We start from the raw sequence: 14,902 nt of genomic DNA on the forward strand, positions 1-14,902 counted from the left end.
TTAATGATTTGTCTCGGACTCGGCATTCGCGGCGGCTTTTTGTTTTTCCTCCATTTGCTGCATATAAAGCGCATCAAAATTAATCGGAGCGAGTACCAGTTGCGGGAAGCTGCCACGAATCGCCTGGGTGGTTACTATTTCACGCGCATAGGGAAACAGGATGCTTGGGCAGAAACTTCCCAGTAAGTGATCAAGCTGCTCTTTGGGGGCGCCCTGAATGGTAAAAATGCCAGCTTGCTTGACTTCGACAAGAAAGGCAACCGCATTCTGATTTTTAACCGTTGCGGTTACGGTTAAAACGACTTCGTAAATATCTTTTTCCAACTGGTTACTGGACGTGTTCAAATCCAGAGACAGTTCAGGTTCCCATTTTTGCTGGAATACGGCCGGTGTGTCCGGGGTTTCAAAAGAGGAATCTTTCATGTAAATGCGCTGAATCATGAATTGCGCTTCGGTGTTTGGTTGTTGTGCTTGTTCTGTCATAATGTTTCCTAAGCTTGTAAAAGTTTATCCAGTTGCCCTTGTTGCTCAAGGGCATACAAATCATCACAGCCCCCAATATGCTGGTCATTGATAAATATCTGGGGAACGGTACGTCGACCACTTCGCGCGATCATTTCCTCGCGTCGGGCAGGAAAGTCATCCACACGAATTTCTTCATATTGCACGCCCTTGCTGTCCAGCAGATGTTTCGCACTGATACAGAAAGGACAATAGCTCGTACTATAAATAATAACATTGGCCATGAGCAATTATTTTCCTTTGATAATCGGTAGATCCGCAGTTTGCCAGGCTTGTATGCCACCTGACAAGGCCATTGGGCGGGTAAAGCCCATGGCTCGCAATTTACCAGCGAGAGGGGCCGATTGCAAACCGCGGGCACATACTAAAATGACAGGCTTGTTTTTGTATTTATTCATGCGGTTTTGTTCAAAATCTTCGCTGCTTGCCCGTATGGAATCAATAATATGACCTTTACGGTAACTTTCAGCATCACGAAGGTCAATGACTATGGCATTGTCATGATTAATCAGTGATACAGCCTCGTGCGGGGACAATTCCTTGCCGTGTTTTTTCTGTTCTTGCCGCTCATGAAAAAATATCAGAGCGAGGATGATGATCAGCAGGGAGCAAAGCATCCAGTGATTGATAATAAATTGACTCAGATGTTCCATGATTTATCGTTTCTCAAAACAAAAGTTAGTGAATTATCCTTGGATTGACCTTTTCGTGCAAGAACTCTGGCACCATTTCCATTTGGTTTTGACCAATGTTTCTCTCTCCCGGTACACCGGTGAGGGTGGTTCATTAAGCCTATCTATACGGACACCTTCTCCCGCTTGCGGGAGAAGGGCATTTTAACCGGTCTTCATCTCTGTGAGATCAATCATTCAAAATGATTGGTGACTTCGGGCAGGGGCTGGCCGACATTAGCGGATGGCGCCTTGATTTTAAGGATGGTCGCCAGAGTCGAGGCAATATCCGTGGTATAGGCCGGTTTTGCAATGCGGCGGGGCTTGATGCCGGGATGAACAAACAATAACGGAACGTAGCTGTCGTAATTCCAGGGTGTTCCATGCGAGGTACGTTGTTCGGATTTATCGGCAAGCGCCTGATAAGGCGGAGCAACGATGTATAAATCACCGGAGCGTCCAGGGAATGCCATTTTGTCGACTTTGGCGCTCAACCAGTCGTGTTCGGTGGCGGCCAGTGGCATCGGATAGGCTTGAAAGACCCCGGGTAACTGCCGTAATATCTCGACAAGATAGGTTGTGACGGTCCCTACGGATAATTGATGTTCCTTGATGATCTGATGATTCAGGTAAACGTAAGGTAGTTCAATGTGTCGTACCGCATCAGCCGGTAATTGGAAGTGTTGTCCCAGAGCGGCATCCAGCACATGCCGGAGTTTTTGTTCTTTCAGCGAGTGATTTTCATACAGATGATGCGCTGCCAGATACACGGTGGAATCGCTGACTCCATGATCGGCGGTTAGTATAACCAGCGTATTTGCGAGTCCGACTTGCTGATCAATCACGGCCAGAAGCCGGGCTATGGTCTCATCCAGCCGTAACAGGTTATCTTCCGATTCGAGGCTGTTGGGGCCGAATTGATGGCCGATGGCGTCGGTTGCTGAAAAACTGATGGACAGATAATCGGTTTTCCCTGGAACGGCTCCCAATTGTTCGGCACGCAGCAGCTCTATGGCAAAATCGGTCGTCAGTTCATCGGCAAAGGGGGTCATGGACAAATATTTCAAATACTTCGGAGTGGAAGGTTCTCCCAAATGATGAGGAAATTTTTGACCAAACCCGGGGAAACGATGTTCGAACCTCGGAGCATCGGCGTAATTATAGTCACGCGCGGGGTTTTTCAACGCCCATGTTCGATTAGCGGGCTGGTAGCCTTGATTCCATTTTTGCACCCATTGCGGATAATGCTGATAATAGTAATTGCTGGTAATGAACCCCCCGTTGTGTTTGTCAAACCAGAATGCCTTGCCGGCATGCCCCGCCATGGTGATGGCGGCACGATCTTTAAATGATACGCCAAACGCGCGGCCTCTTTTCGCCAGAATGAGTTCATCACTCAACGTGGATGCCAGAAGGTGCGCGGGCGAGCGGCCTTCGGAGTCCTTGTCGGAAGGATGTATGGGCAGGATTTTGCTGTTTCGATCCGCCATGCAATAAGTGCTTTTACCCTGCATGGGATCAAACCAGTCATTGGCTACCACGCCATGCAGCATAGGATAGGAGCCGGTCGCGATGGTCGCATGGCCGACGCAGGTGACGGTGTGGGCATGGGGGTGGTGAGCGTTTTGGTAATTAATACTGTGGTTTAACAGGTAGTTGAAACCATTGGCGCCGAATTTATCCTGATATTGATAGAGCAAATCCCCGCGTAACTGATCAACTACCAGTTGGACAATCAGTCTGGGTGGTGGATTGGCGGCATGCAAGGGAATGGTGGTGAGGTACAAGATCGTGCACAGCAGTTTTTTCATGGGTGGGCTTCCTGACAAAACAAATGAATGAACGGCATCCTAATGAACTTTTTGGCCAGGGTAAAGAGACGAGTATGTCATTTTGTTCACGGAACCTGTAGCCCGCCATGAAGGCGAAGCCGACATGCGGGGATAACGTTCATCTGCGTACTCGCCAGTTCTCCTGCTGCAATATTGCAACAGGAACCCGCAATACGGCCGATGGCCTCCTTACGGGCTACGGTTCTTAAACCAACAGGATAGAATCAGTGAAATAACGTACTGGGAGGGTGTTTGAATTTGGTATGGTTACCTGTTTTTTTTAATTGAAATCAGTCGGTTGCAATTTGATTAATTCGGTTAAAGAAAAACCATGACGTAAGGGTTTAATTCGTATACACTAGATTTTCGGTGCTGTGTCACCGTTTTGTTAATGGAGTAAAAGGAGATTAAAATGGGTTTTCAATTACCAGCATATGATGAAGCTAAAGCGAAGTTTGCTGAACATGTTGTGGCATTAAGAGGAAAGCACAGTGCGGCAAAAATAGATGAGTTACCGGATCATCGCCGTATTCAGGTACAGTTTCTTAACGCTGTAATCGATGAGTTGGACAATGGTATAAAGCCAAGTCAAGAGAAGGCTCGTATTTTAACAGGGTTTATGCATATTATTCACGCCGAGATTTGTGATAATTCCGGGAGTGGCAGTTTATTGCGTAAAGCCTTGCATGACGCAATGAGTGTGGATGAAAAAAATGTCATTGATCCAAATAGTGAAGTTGCCATAATTAAAGCTGCCATGAAGTTTTACGTGTCAATAGTATTTGAAAGCGGGTTCACTACGGAAAAATTGCTTGAAGATCATGCGTTTTCAAAGATTAAGGGACTTGATCTGCCAGCGTTTGAAGTACGGGCTATTGATATGCAAAATACTGCCAGTAAGGTAGTTTTTTCCGAAGCTCATCAAAATCAGAAAAAAATGTTGCAGGAAAGAGAAGAAGCAGCCCGCAAAAAAGAAGGTGGTGGCCACGGCTGGTTACCTTCCATCAGTATGTTTGGGGGGAGCAACAAGAAAGATGAAGATTCACACAAGAAAGGTCCTGATGCTCACCAGGTAAAATCGGTAGCACCGAATCATATGTAACGTCGCATTGAGCACCCCTTCTGTCAGGGGTGCCGTATTCTTTATTCTTCCACTGGATATCCGCACATGGCCCATTCCATGATCCCGCCGTTCACTGAATAGACTTTTGTGTAGCCCATGTTCGTCAGGACTTCTGCGGCATGCAGGGAACGAACGCCACCCTTGCAATGCAGATAAACGGGTTGGTTTTTGTCTGTGGCCGTGTCATGGATTCTTCCGGCGATGTCATCTTTAGGGATGTGCACGGCCCCGGGTATGCGAAGAGCCTGCCATTCGTGGATTTCCCGAACGTCAATCAGGCAAATATCCGGCTCGGTATCCATTCGTTTTTTTAATTCGTGCACATCAATGGTTGCTACAGTTTGTTCGGTCATGATGTTTCTCTCTTATAGTCTTTGGAGGCCAGGGGTCTGGTCAGGGTTGAGTGATGGATAAACCAGTAAATGGCCGCGGTTATCACACCACCGATTAAGGTGGCAAAGGCCCAGGTTGCGGCGGATACCATGGCCGGGCGCTGACCCAGTTGATAAAGATTACCGGCGTCACGCGCGACGGCTCCGGCAAACAACAGATGCAGCACGGCGTTAATCAGTATCAGTAAATATTGCAGGGTTTGAATCTGGCCGCCGTATTGCTGGATGAATTCATTAATCATGTGATATCCGTTCCTGTGACTGGTGTGATTGCCGCCATGATAATAGAAAAATGGCGCTGAGTACGCAAGCGATGGCGAGACTTTGCAAGGTGTCGGGCTTTTCTGAAAATACAATATAAGCCCAGAACAAACCGGTTAACGCCACCACGCCACCGGTTAAGCTGTAAAACACAGGCCCTGCCAGGCGAATGAGTTTAAAAAACAGCAGATATCCCAGACTTGACAGAATGATTTCCAGTAAAATCACCTGTTTGGTGGCGGTGAAGGGAGGGGTTAGCGGAAAAAAGGCGTGCTGTTGAATCACCACTGGAATGAGCAGTAGCGAGGCGGCGAACAACATACCGCTTGCCGCTTCAAGGGCGGTCAGGCGCATCGGTTGACGAACGCCGATATAAATGGAGCACAGCGCGAAAGCCAGCGGACTTACCATGGTGAGCAGAGTCCATCCGGACAACAGTCCTTCACCGGTCGGCGCTATGATGATTAAAATGCCGCTCATTCCCAAAAGGATGGCAAGAATTCGCCAGATATCAAAACGCTCCTGTCGCGTAAACAAAGCAAGCGGATAAACGAGCAAGGGTACGGTGTTAACCAGAACGGCCAGAAGTCCGGCCGGCATATGGCTGGCAATAAAATACATATTGGTATTGGGTATGGCGATGCCAACCAGCCCGCAAATCAGGAAATAAGGCCAGTTGGTTTTGGTCAGCCAGCGGTTTGAACTGGTCAGGACGGCGCTTAAGGTCAGTAAAACCGCCGGCCCAAGAGCCTGCCAGAAGGCGTAGCCTAAGGGTGGTACGCCATGAGTCATGGCAAACCGCGCCAGACTGTATCCGGAACCCCAGATAATGCCAAGCAGGATAAGTAATAAGAGTGCCAGTAATGTATTGTATTTATTCATCAAGCTCTATTGTTTTTGTTCCATATTGCGAAGTTCAAATCCGGTTTGAGTTGTGGTGAACAAGCCTCTATAGTTATGCACATTGCGATTCAGGTAGCATGAGGTACCAGGCTCTGTGAACAAAAATTTTCACAGCTGCAAATGAGGCTAATTGGCGCCATTATGTCTTTGAATTCGTTAAATAGAGCCAGCTATTCGCCTCATTCAAAGACATAATGGCACTCAATTATCCACATTTTCGCTTTGTGAAAAAATTGGTTCACAGAACCTGGGCTCTGTGCACCAATTTTTTTCCGATTAAAAACAAGGCAACTATTGTTGCACACCAAATAATAATGTCTTGTAGCCCGTCATGAAGGCGAAGCCGTAATGCGGGATAACGTTCCTGATTGGCACATCAAACCCGCAATACGGCCGTAGGCCTCCTTACGGGCTACTGTTTTTTCGCAAAAAATGGTGCGAAGAAAATTTTTGTTCAAAGAACTTCTAGGCTCTGTGAACAAAAATTTTCACAGCTGCAAATACGGCTAATTGGCGCCATTATATCTTTGAATTCGTTAAATAGAGCCAGCTATTCGCCTCATTCAAAGACATAATGGCACTCAATTATCCACATTTTCGCTTTGCGAAAAAATTTGTTCACAGAGCCTAGGTTCCGTGAACAAAATTTCTAACGCATCCATATCAGCGCTCCGGCAAAGTGAATAAACCCTAAGAATGCTGAAATGGTTTTATCGAAACGTGAAAAAACCCTGCGGAAATGCTTTATTTTTGAGAAAAAAGTTTCGATTAAGAACCGCTCTTTATAGACCTCGTTATCAATTTTTCTTGGACATTTTACATGCTTTCTCGATGGGATCACCGGACAACAATTATGACTCTTCAGGGAGCTAATGAATGGCTGTGAATCATATCCTTTATCAGCAAGTACTAATGTATTGCGCTGTTCTTTTAGCAATTCAGCCGCTTGAGTAATGTCGTTTCTGTGTCCGCCTGTTAGAGTAAATCGAATAGGGTTACCTAACCCATCAACCACAGCATGTATTTTGGTAGTAAAGCCCCCTTTACTACGGCCCAGTGCCTGAGCTTCGTTTCCTTGTTTGCTATAGCCTGATGCGCAAGCATGAGCACGCACAATCGTTGCATCGATCATAACGGCCTGATCATCAATATCACTGACTGAACACATTAATTCAGACCAAATGCCTCGATCAGACCAAGCTTTATATCGTCTGTGAACCTGGCGCCAATGCCCATAATAATCAGGAAGAAGACGCCATTGACATCCCGTCCGCAATATATACCAAATCCCTTCTATAAATCGGCGCAATCTCTTTTCTTCTTGTGTATGAAGACCTTTTATTCCTCGCAAAAAAGAATAGAGTCGGTTCCATACTTGCTCTGATATGTTATTATTCATTTTGGCAGTTTTTTAGTGATTTTTCGACGGCAAATCGTATTTCACTATAGAAACTGCCTTTTTTTCAACTAATTAGAAATTTTGTTCACGGAACCTAGGGCGCTAACAGGAAATTATGCCATGTTCTGTAAACGCTGACTATCTTTCATTCTGCCCGACTCCGGTTTACTATCAGGGGTTCTATTTATCCAGGGAGAAAACATGCACACTCAAGACGTTCCGGTGCCTCATTTGACCACAGCGCACTGTGGCCCTCTTCATCATGTTGAACAAGTTATTTTAAACAATGTGGCCAGTATTGAAAGCTGGTTTCGTCAGCAATGGCAGCAAACCCCCCCCTCGTTGACCTCATCGGTTGATCTTCGTCACGCGGGATTTAAACTGGCTCCGGTGGATACCAATTTGTTTCCGGCGGGCTTTAACAATCTTAATCCTGATTTCCTGCCCTTGTGTATTCAGGCGGCTCAGGCGGCCCTTGTTGAATATTCTCCGGAATGCAAACGTATTTTGCTGTTGCCGGAAAGCCATACCCGTAATCGTTTTTATCTGGAAAGTTTAAGTGTCTTGCGTACTATTCTGGTCAAGTCCGGGTTTGTGGTGCGTATAGGCAGTCTCGATCCGGAGTTGACCGAGGCTCGCGAATTCGTGACTGAAGCGGGGGAACATCTATTGATTGAACCTGTCGTTCGCAATGGTGATCGGCTGGGGCTTGAAGATTTCGAGCCTTGTCTTCTGGTGTTGAACAATGATTTATCCGCCGGGATCCCCGAGCAGTTGCTGGGCTTGAAACAACGCATCAGTCCCACGGCAAAACTGGGCTGGTCGTCAAGGTTGAAATCCGATCATTTCAAGTTTTTTGAGGAAGTTGCCCATGAGTTCGCACGCCTGGTCGATGTGGATCCCTGGTTTATCAATCCGTATTTCAAGGCGGTGCATGGTATTGATTTTATGGCACAGGAAGGGCTTTCCCTTCTTGCGGATGAAGTGGAAAAATTGCTGGAGGCCATCAGGGACAAATACGCGACTTTTGATATCCGGGAAAAACCTTTTGTCGTGGTGAAGGCGGATAACGGTACGTACGGGATGAGTGTGATGATGGTGAATGACCCTGAGCAGTTGCGCGGCATGAACCGTAAACAACGAACCCGTATGGCTGCCAGCAAAGGCAGCCGGAAGGTGGAACGGGTTATTATACAGGAAGGCGTGTATACCTTTGAAACCATGCCGGATGGTGCGGTCGCCGAGCCGGTCGTTTACATGATTGGCCCTTTCGTGGTCGGCGGTTTTTACCGTGTTCACAAGGGGCGGGGTAAAGATGAAAATCTCAATGCGCCGGGCATGCATTTTGAACCGCTGGCTTTTGCCCAGGCCTGTAATATGCCTCAGGATGATCTGGATCCGGTGGAATGTCCCAACCGTTTTTACGTTTACGGCGTCATTGCCCGTCTGGCGGCGCTGGCCGCGGCACGTGAAATCGCCGAAGTCGAGGGTAAGTCATGAAACTCGCCGTGTTAATGGATCCCGTTGAGCACCTCAAACCTTATAAGGATACCACGGTCAGTATGATAAAAAGCGCACAGGAGATGGGCTGGTCTTGTGTTTTTTTTACTCAAAACGATTTGGTTTGCCGAAAAGGGCACGCTTATGCCCAGGTTTCATCGATTGTGATTGGGGATGAGCATAGTCCGGATTGGGCCCGGATATCCCCGCTTGGTGAAAAATCGCTGACCGATTTTGATATTATCCTGATGCGCAAAGACCCTCCTTTTGATATGGAATACATTTATGCCACTTACGCTCTGGAGCTGGCCGAAAATAAAGGGGTGCTGGTGGCCAATAAGCCGCAAAGCCTGCGCGACGCGAATGAGAAATTTTTCACTCTGAATTTCCCGCAATGCTGTCCGTTGACACTGGTCAGCCGCAACATCAGGGAATTACGGCGTTTTTGGGAAGAGCACCGCAATGTGATTTTCAAACCTCTGGAAGGCATGGGAGGCAAAGCCGTATTTCATGTGGATGAGGACGGTAAAAATCTGTCGGTGATTCTTGAGGTGCTCACCGCGTCTCAGCAAGTGATGATCATGGCGCAGCAATATATTCCCGAGATATCGACAAAAGGGGATAAACGGATTTTGCTCATTGACGGCGAACCTGTTCCTTACGCGTTGGCACGTATTCCTCCACAAGGCGAATTACGGGGAAATCTCGCCGCTGGCGCCACCGGAAAGGTCGTACCTGTCACGGAACGTGACAAATGGCTGTGTCAGCAAATAGCCCCGACGCTGAAAGCCAGGGGGTTGTATTTTGTCGGGATTGATGTCATCGGTGATTATTTAACGGAAATTAATGTTACCAGCCCAACCTGTGCTCGTGAGATCAGTGCGGAGTCCGGTATTGATATCGCCGGGGATTTTTTACGGCGCCTTGCTGTTATCCGTCAGGGGCAAAAATAACGGGTTAAAACTCCAGGTTCCGTGAACAAAAATTTTCACAGTTGCAAATGCGGCCAATTGGCACCATTTTTTTGCGAAAAGGCAGTAGCCCGTAAGGAGGCCTGAGGCCGTATTGCGGGTTTGATGTGCCAATCAGGAACGTTATCCCGCATTTCGGCTTCGCCTTCATGACGGGCTACAGGATGTGGTACTAGGAAAACCCAAGCTGGCGCCAGGCTTCAAAGAGTATGATTGCTACGGAATTGGATAAGTTCAGGCTGCGGCTGTGGGGGAGCATGGGAATACGAATCATCTGAAAACAGGCTCTTAACGATTCGGGCAGGCCGCGGGTTTCCGGTCCGAAAAGCAGTAGGTCATCCTGTTGGTATTTGATATCGTGATAACCGATTTGTCCTTTAGTGGAGCAAGCTAGAATTCGTTTATCCCTGTTTTGGGCGATAAATTCCTGCTCATTCGGATAATGAATGACATGGGCCCATTCATGGTAATCAAGGCCGGCGCGTCGCAAGCGTTTGTCTTCCAGGTCAAAACCCAATGGGTGAATCAGATGCAATTGTGCGCCGCTATTGGCGCACAGGCGGATAATATTGCCCGTATTGGGCGGAATTTCCGGTTGATAAAGGGCAACGTGCAGGGTCATTGCCGGCCCGGTTTTGTTTCGGAGCTTAACAAGGCATTCGCGGAGTCGTCTTCCTCAACGTAATCGCTGGCGGACGAGGCATCTTCCTCGACGTACAGCGATCCCAAATCATTTTCCCCATTGATACGGTAGTTGCGGTTTTGCAAATAAGCGTCACGGATAAAGGCATAAGGATCCAGCGCTTCATTCATCAAACGTTCGGTATCAAAGAACTGGGCGCGTAAATCGACATAACGCAATCCGATCAATCCGTAGATCACCGCGTCGTTTCGCAGGTAAGGGTAGGGCGTCATAATGGTGTATTCAAACAGCATGCCCATGCCGTCCCGAAACGTACTGGGGCCTAAAAGGGGTATGACCAGATAGGGGGATTTTTTATCGCCCCATTTGGCAAAAGTCAGTCCCAGATCATTGCTGTGCGGCGGCAGGCCAAAGCGCTTGTCGGCCACGTCGACGAAACCGGCCAGGCCAAACGTGGAATTGATGATGAATCGCCAGGTGTCTTTCACCGCATAGCGCCATTGCGCCTGCAACAAGTCATTGCCTACGGTAGGGATCATATTGATGTTATTGTACGCGTTGTTAATGCCTGCCCTGACCGGATCCGGCAATACGGCTTTATAAAGCCGTGCCGGAGGTTTCAGCATGGTGGCGTCAAACGCGGTATTGAATTTGTATATATTACGGTTCAGGGATTCGTATGGATCATCGGGATTACTACCTTTGCTGACGCAGGCAGTAAGCAATAACACCGGTAGCAGGATGGCGGCATTTACAATTAAGCGCATGATTATTCAAATGTTCACGGTTGAATTTTGATGTTACACCAGAATAATACCTTTGCAAACACAATTCCCCCACGGCACGAGTCTGGAAACAAGTCTATTGAAAGGACAGGACGAAAGTCACCGGCCCGTCGTTGCAAAGATAAACCTGCATGTCCGCGCCAAATTGTCCGGAGGCGACCTTGCAATAACGTTGCCGGGCAAGGGTCGTTAACTCGGTAAATAATGCCTTGCCCTGTGCCGGCGGCGCCGCTTTTGAAAAGCCGGGTCTTAGACCTTTTCTGGTATCGGCCACGAGGGTGAATTGCGGAACCAGCAACAATTCGCCTTCAGTCTGCTTGATATTCCTGTTCATTTTCCCGGCTTCGTCGCTGAAGATACGATAGTTAAGGCAACGATCGAGCATGGTGTTTAGAGTACTTGACGTATCGGTTGCTTCAAATCCGCACAGAATCAGCATACCCGAAGCGATTTCGCCGACTGTATGGCCCGAGACTTCAACCCGGGCTTCCAGGACTCGTTGAATCACCGTCAGCATGCGTCGAGCCCCTGACGCGACATATCCCTGGTCGCGGCTATCAGGGCATCTATGATACCCGGCTCGCGATCGGAGTGGCCTGCGTCTCTGATAATGCTTAAACTGGAGGCCGGCATCACCTGATGCAAATCCCAGGCCGATGCCAGGGGACACACCATGTCGTAGCGTCCATGCACCAGATGGGTTGGGATATGGCGTATTTTCGAGACGTTTTTCAAAACCTGGTTTTCTTCAATAAAATAGTTGTTGATGATGTAGTAAGACTCCAGAGTGGCCAGCGCGAGGGCAAAATGCGGATCGCTGTATTGATCGATCACATTCAGATGAGGTTGCAGACTGCTGCAGCGCGCCTGCCATAAGGCCCAGTTTTTCGCGCTTGACATTCTGGCCAGTTCATTGCCGCCTTGCAGACAATCGGCGTAATGCCGCGGGATTTCATCGCGTTTGTCATCGGGAACGATACTGATGAATTCCTGCCAGTAATCCGGGTATACCAGACTGGCCCCGTGTTGATAAAACCAGGCTATGTCATGGGTGCGTCCCAGAAAAATCCGGTGCAGGAGCAACCCGCAAACCTGTTGTGGGTAGAGTTGGGCATAGAGAAGGGCGAGAAGGGCACCCCAACCGCCGCCAAAGAGAATAAAACGATTGATGCCGAGATGGTTACGAATGGTGTCAATATCGTCCAGCAAATCTCCGGTGGTATTGTTTTCAACCGACGCGTAAGGCCTTGAGCGACCACAGCCGCGCTGATCAAAAATGACGATGCGATAAACCTGGGGGTCAAAAAAACGGCGAAGATAGATCCCCCCCGCGGCTCCTGGCCCCGGATGTAATACCATGACCGGGATCCCCCGGGGATTGCCGGTTTCCTCCACATACAGCGTGTGAATGTCGCCGACCGATAACTCATGGTTTTTGAAGGGCTGAATGGGGGGGTAGAGTGTATTCATGGGAGGTCTCGCTGTTTTTAGCACTATCTTATACGTTGCAGGGTGTGCTTGGCAAAGATTCTTCTTGTACCGCCCTAATGCCAGAGATATTTTGTATTTGACTGCTAAATTTAACATAATAGGCCAATCATTTTTTACCGGGATAAACACATGAGTGTAACTGCCTTGCTGGAAGGGCTTAATGAACGACAACGTGAAGCAGTGGTTGCCCCGCCGGGTAACCTGCTCGTACTCGCCGGAGCCGGCAGTGGTAAAACCCGTGTACTGGTCAGTCGTATCGCCTGGTTGATTGAACAGCAGCATATGCTCCCGCAATCCATTCTGGCGGTGACGTTTACGAACAAAGCGGCCGGAGAGATGAAGGCGCGTCTTAACAGTCTGTTGACCACGCCTTTGCCGGGTTTATGGGTGGGCACCTTTCACGGTCTTTGCCATCGCCTGTTACGACGCCATTATCAGGATGCGGGATTACCGGAACAATTTCATATTCTGGACAGTGACGATCAGGCGCGGATGATCAAACGGATGATCGCGGCGTTAAATCTGGATGAGGATCAATGGCCGGTGAAACAGGCACAGGCTTTTATTAACGGTAAAAAGGATGAGGGCTTAAGGCCTCGGCACATTAATCCCGTGCAGTATGGACCAACACGTACACTGATTAACATATATCAGGCTTACGAGCAGGCTTGTCAGACTGCCGGAGTTATTGACTTTGCGGAGTTGCTGCTTCGTACGCATGAACTTTTTCGTAACAATCCGGAAATTCTTGCGCATTATCAACAGCGATTTCAAGCCATCCTCGTTGATGAGTTTCAGGATACCAATACCATTCAGTATGCCTGGATCCGTCTGTTGGCCGGCCAGGATACTGCGGTTATGGCCGTGGGCGATGATGATCAATCCATTTACGGATGGCGAGGTGCGAAGGTGGAAAACATTCATCAGTTTACCAGGGATTTCAGCTCGGCCAAGGTAATCCGCCTCGAACAAAATTACCGTTCAACAGCGACGATCCTCGCGGCGGCGAACGCTTTGATTACCAATAATCAATCAAGAATGGGAAAGGAATTATGGACTGCCGGCGCGGACGGGGGGAAAATTATCGTCTATGGCGCATTCAATGAAATTGACGAGGCGAGGTTTATTAGTGAGCGTATCCATATGGCTGTTAAAGAAGGGCGAAATCCTGATGAGATAGCGGTTTTGTATCGCTCCAACGCCCAGTCCCGGGTGTTGGAGGAAGCGTTGCTACGAGCAGGCATCGCTTACCGGATCCATGGGGGCGTGCGCTTTTTTGAACGTTCGGAAATCAAGGATACGATGGCTTATCTGCGTTTGGTGGTCAATCCCGATGATGATACCGCCTTTGAGCGGATTGTTAATTTTCCGACACGTGGCATCGGAGAAAAAACACTGGAGGAAATACGGCACCTGGCGCGACGGGAAACGTATTCCATGTGGCAGGCTGCCCATACGTTGCTTAAAGAGGGTGGTTTGCCGCAACGTGCGGCATCCAGCCTGGAGAAATTCACCCGTTTGATCGATGACTTGCGTTCTGCATCCGAACATCTTGAGCTGGATGAGCAAATTTCGGAAGTCCTTAATGCCAGTGGCTTGTATGCGCACTTTGCCAAGGTCAAGGGTGACAAGGCCGAATCACGTCTGGATAACCTGCAGGAACTGGTCAACGCGGCCAGGCAATTTCGCTATGACCAGGATGCCGATGAGGAATTGCCGTTACTGGTGGCGTTTCTGGCACACGCGGCACTGGAGGCGGGCGATATGCAGGCGCAGGAGCACGAACGTTATGTTCATTTGATGACGCTGCATGCGGCAAAAGGACTTGAATTTCCCCTGGTATTCCTGGCCGGTATGGAAGAAGGCGTTTTTCCAGGCCGGCAATCGTTCGAGGAACCCGGGCGTCTGGAGGAAGAGCGTCGTCTCTGTTATGTGGGGATGACACGCGCCATGGAACGTCTGATCATTTCCCATGCCGAGGTACGGCGCCAGTATGGTCGGGAGGAATACCATAAACCTTCCCGTTTCCTGCGGGAAATACCCCAGGAATTACTTGATGAAATACGGGTAAAGACTCATTTTCGCATGCCGGACAAACCGAAACAATGGACAACCGCGTCCATGACTGCCCATGAAAGCGGTTTGAAGCTGGGGCAAAACGTGACCCATACCAAATTTGGTCAGGGTGTCGTGGTTAATGTGGAGGGTAGTGGCGCTCATACCCGGGTGCAGGTCAAATTTGCCGAGCATGGTACAAAGTGGCTGGTGCTTGCCTATGCGAATCTGACCGTTCATGAGGATATTATGTAAGAACGTGACTTCAACTTGAATTTCAGGCAAGCTGATGCTAGGTTTCGTGAACAGAATTTTTTACGGCTGCAAAAGCGGTTAATTGGTGCCATTGAGACC

Annotated in this window: 16 protein-coding genes; 4 read left to right on the forward strand and 12 right to left on the reverse strand. The window is 48.6% G+C overall.

What is annotated here, in order from left to right; translation table 11 throughout:
- The 4 genes from secB to CKW05_RS04325 all read right to left on the reverse strand — a co-directional run bounded on the left by secB (nucleotide 1) and on the right by CKW05_RS04325 (nucleotide 3,004).
- Nucleotides 1-483, reverse strand: coding sequence for a protein-export chaperone SecB (secB, locus tag CKW05_RS04310; RefSeq protein ID WP_058483231.1), 483 nt, complete (start codon nucleotides 481-483; stop codon nucleotides 1-3).
- 8 nt (nucleotides 484-491) lie between these two features.
- Nucleotides 492-746: a glutaredoxin 3 gene (gene grxC, locus CKW05_RS04315; protein ID WP_058483230.1), complete on the reverse strand. Its 255-nt coding sequence runs from the start codon at nucleotides 744-746 to the stop codon at nucleotides 492-494.
- A gap of 6 nt (nucleotides 747-752) precedes the next feature.
- Nucleotides 753-1,175 (reverse strand): rhodanese-like domain-containing protein, encoded by a 423-nt coding sequence (locus tag CKW05_RS04320; RefSeq protein ID WP_058483229.1) that lies wholly within the window; start codon nucleotides 1,173-1,175, stop codon nucleotides 753-755.
- A 212-nt stretch (nucleotides 1,176-1,387) separates the two neighbouring features.
- Nucleotides 1,388-3,004, reverse strand: a complete 1,617-nt coding sequence (locus tag CKW05_RS04325) for an alkaline phosphatase family protein (protein WP_058483228.1) — start codon at nucleotides 3,002-3,004, stop codon at nucleotides 1,388-1,390.
- Nucleotides 3,005-3,437: 433 nt separating this feature from the next.
- On the opposite strand from CKW05_RS04325, the gene CKW05_RS04330 reads away from it, so the two are divergent.
- On the forward strand, nucleotides 3,438-4,127 hold the full coding sequence (locus CKW05_RS04330; protein WP_058483227.1) for a hypothetical protein: 690 nt from the start codon (nucleotides 3,438-3,440) through the stop codon (nucleotides 4,125-4,127).
- 41 nt (nucleotides 4,128-4,168) lie between these two features.
- On the opposite strand, the gene CKW05_RS04335 is transcribed toward CKW05_RS04330, so the two are convergent.
- The 4 genes from CKW05_RS04335 to CKW05_RS04350 all read right to left on the reverse strand — a co-directional run bounded on the left by CKW05_RS04335 (nucleotide 4,169) and on the right by CKW05_RS04350 (nucleotide 7,103).
- Nucleotides 4,169-4,501 carry a rhodanese-like domain-containing protein gene (locus CKW05_RS04335; protein ID WP_058483226.1) on the reverse strand — a complete coding sequence of 111 codons (333 nt, stop codon included), beginning with the start codon at nucleotides 4,499-4,501 and terminating at the stop codon, nucleotides 4,169-4,171.
- Nucleotides 4,498-4,782 carry a hypothetical protein gene (locus CKW05_RS04340; protein WP_058483225.1) on the reverse strand — a complete coding sequence of 95 codons (285 nt, stop codon included), beginning with the start codon at nucleotides 4,780-4,782 and terminating at the stop codon, nucleotides 4,498-4,500. The genes CKW05_RS04335 and CKW05_RS04340 overlap by 4 nt, the downstream gene beginning before the upstream one ends.
- Nucleotides 4,775-5,683 (reverse strand): DMT family transporter, encoded by a 909-nt coding sequence (locus CKW05_RS04345; protein ID WP_058483224.1) that lies wholly within the window; start codon nucleotides 5,681-5,683, stop codon nucleotides 4,775-4,777. Before CKW05_RS04345 ends, CKW05_RS04340 begins: the two co-directional genes overlap by 8 nt.
- A 670-nt stretch (nucleotides 5,684-6,353) precedes the next feature.
- Entirely contained in the window at nucleotides 6,354-7,103 is a 750-nt protein-coding gene (locus tag CKW05_RS04350) for an IS5 family transposase (protein WP_058483223.1), read from the reverse strand.
- Between the two features lie 201 nt (nucleotides 7,104-7,304).
- On the opposite strand from CKW05_RS04350, the gene gshA reads away from it, so the two are divergent.
- Both gshA and gshB read left to right on the forward strand, forming a co-directional pair.
- Entirely contained in the window at nucleotides 7,305-8,603 is a 1,299-nt protein-coding gene (gene gshA / locus CKW05_RS04355) for a glutamate--cysteine ligase (RefSeq protein WP_058484796.1), read from the forward strand.
- Nucleotides 8,600-9,556: a glutathione synthase gene (gene gshB, locus CKW05_RS04360; RefSeq protein ID WP_058484795.1), complete on the forward strand. Its 957-nt coding sequence runs from the start codon at nucleotides 8,600-8,602 to the stop codon at nucleotides 9,554-9,556. The genes gshA and gshB overlap by 4 nt, the downstream gene beginning before the upstream one ends.
- A 190-nt stretch (nucleotides 9,557-9,746) precedes the next feature.
- On the opposite strand, the gene CKW05_RS04365 is transcribed toward gshB, so the two are convergent.
- From CKW05_RS04365 to pip, 4 genes are all read right to left on the reverse strand, one after another.
- Nucleotides 9,747-10,196, reverse strand: coding sequence for a tRNA (cytidine(34)-2'-O)-methyltransferase (locus CKW05_RS04365; RefSeq protein WP_058484794.1), 450 nt, complete (start codon nucleotides 10,194-10,196; stop codon nucleotides 9,747-9,749).
- The gene (locus tag CKW05_RS04370) at nucleotides 10,193-10,984 is read right to left on the reverse strand and encodes an MlaA family lipoprotein (RefSeq protein WP_058484793.1); all 792 of its coding nucleotides are present in this window, start codon (nucleotides 10,982-10,984) and stop codon (nucleotides 10,193-10,195) included. Before CKW05_RS04370 ends, CKW05_RS04365 begins: the two co-directional genes overlap by 4 nt.
- A 94-nt stretch (nucleotides 10,985-11,078) precedes the next feature.
- Nucleotides 11,079-11,519: a D-aminoacyl-tRNA deacylase gene (dtd, locus tag CKW05_RS04375; protein ID WP_058484792.1), complete on the reverse strand. Its 441-nt coding sequence runs from the start codon at nucleotides 11,517-11,519 to the stop codon at nucleotides 11,079-11,081.
- Nucleotides 11,513-12,472 carry a prolyl aminopeptidase gene (gene pip / locus CKW05_RS04380; RefSeq protein WP_058484791.1) on the reverse strand — a complete coding sequence of 320 codons (960 nt, stop codon included), beginning with the start codon at nucleotides 12,470-12,472 and terminating at the stop codon, nucleotides 11,513-11,515. Before pip ends, dtd begins: the two co-directional genes overlap by 7 nt.
- A gap of 150 nt (nucleotides 12,473-12,622) precedes the next feature.
- On the opposite strand from pip, the gene uvrD reads away from it, so the two are divergent.
- Complete coding sequence (gene uvrD, locus CKW05_RS04385) at nucleotides 12,623-14,803, forward strand: DNA helicase II (RefSeq protein WP_058484790.1); 2,181 nt, start codon at nucleotides 12,623-12,625, stop codon at nucleotides 14,801-14,803.
- The last annotated feature ends 99 nt before the right edge of the window (nucleotides 14,804-14,902 follow it).

Source organism: Legionella spiritensis (genome assembly GCF_900186965.1).
Lineage (GTDB): Bacteria > Pseudomonadota > Gammaproteobacteria > Legionellales > Legionellaceae > Legionella_C > Legionella_C spiritensis.

Coding starts and splice junctions, on each gene's coding strand:
- secB (WP_058483231.1), bottom strand. CDS start 483: ATGACAGAACAAGCACAACAACCAAACACCGAAGCGCAATTCATGATT.
- grxC (WP_058483230.1), bottom strand. CDS start 746: ATGGCCAATGTTATTATTTATAGTACGAGCTATTGTCCTTTCTGTATC.
- CKW05_RS04320 (WP_058483229.1), bottom strand. CDS start 1,175: ATGGAACATCTGAGTCAATTTATTATCAATCACTGGATGCTTTGCTCC.
- CKW05_RS04325 (WP_058483228.1), bottom strand. CDS start 3,004: ATGAAAAAACTGCTGTGCACGATCTTGTACCTCACCACCATTCCCTTG.
- CKW05_RS04330 (WP_058483227.1), top strand. CDS start 3,438: ATGGGTTTTCAATTACCAGCATATGATGAAGCTAAAGCGAAGTTTGCT.
- CKW05_RS04335 (WP_058483226.1), bottom strand. CDS start 4,501: ATGACCGAACAAACTGTAGCAACCATTGATGTGCACGAATTAAAAAAA.
- CKW05_RS04340 (WP_058483225.1), bottom strand. CDS start 4,782: ATGATTAATGAATTCATCCAGCAATACGGCGGCCAGATTCAAACCCTG.
- CKW05_RS04345 (WP_058483224.1), bottom strand. CDS start 5,683: ATGAATAAATACAATACATTACTGGCACTCTTATTACTTATCCTGCTT.
- CKW05_RS04350 (WP_058483223.1), bottom strand. CDS start 7,103: ATGAATAATAACATATCAGAGCAAGTATGGAACCGACTCTATTCTTTT.
- gshA (WP_058484796.1), top strand. CDS start 7,305: ATGCACACTCAAGACGTTCCGGTGCCTCATTTGACCACAGCGCACTGT.
- gshB (WP_058484795.1), top strand. CDS start 8,600: ATGAAACTCGCCGTGTTAATGGATCCCGTTGAGCACCTCAAACCTTAT.
- CKW05_RS04365 (WP_058484794.1), bottom strand. CDS start 10,196: ATGACCCTGCACGTTGCCCTTTATCAACCGGAAATTCCGCCCAATACG.
- CKW05_RS04370 (WP_058484793.1), bottom strand. CDS start 10,984: ATGCGCTTAATTGTAAATGCCGCCATCCTGCTACCGGTGTTATTGCTT.
- dtd (WP_058484792.1), bottom strand. CDS start 11,519: ATGCTGACGGTGATTCAACGAGTCCTGGAAGCCCGGGTTGAAGTCTCG.
- pip (WP_058484791.1), bottom strand. CDS start 12,472: ATGAATACACTCTACCCCCCCATTCAGCCCTTCAAAAACCATGAGTTA.
- uvrD (WP_058484790.1), top strand. CDS start 12,623: ATGAGTGTAACTGCCTTGCTGGAAGGGCTTAATGAACGACAACGTGAA.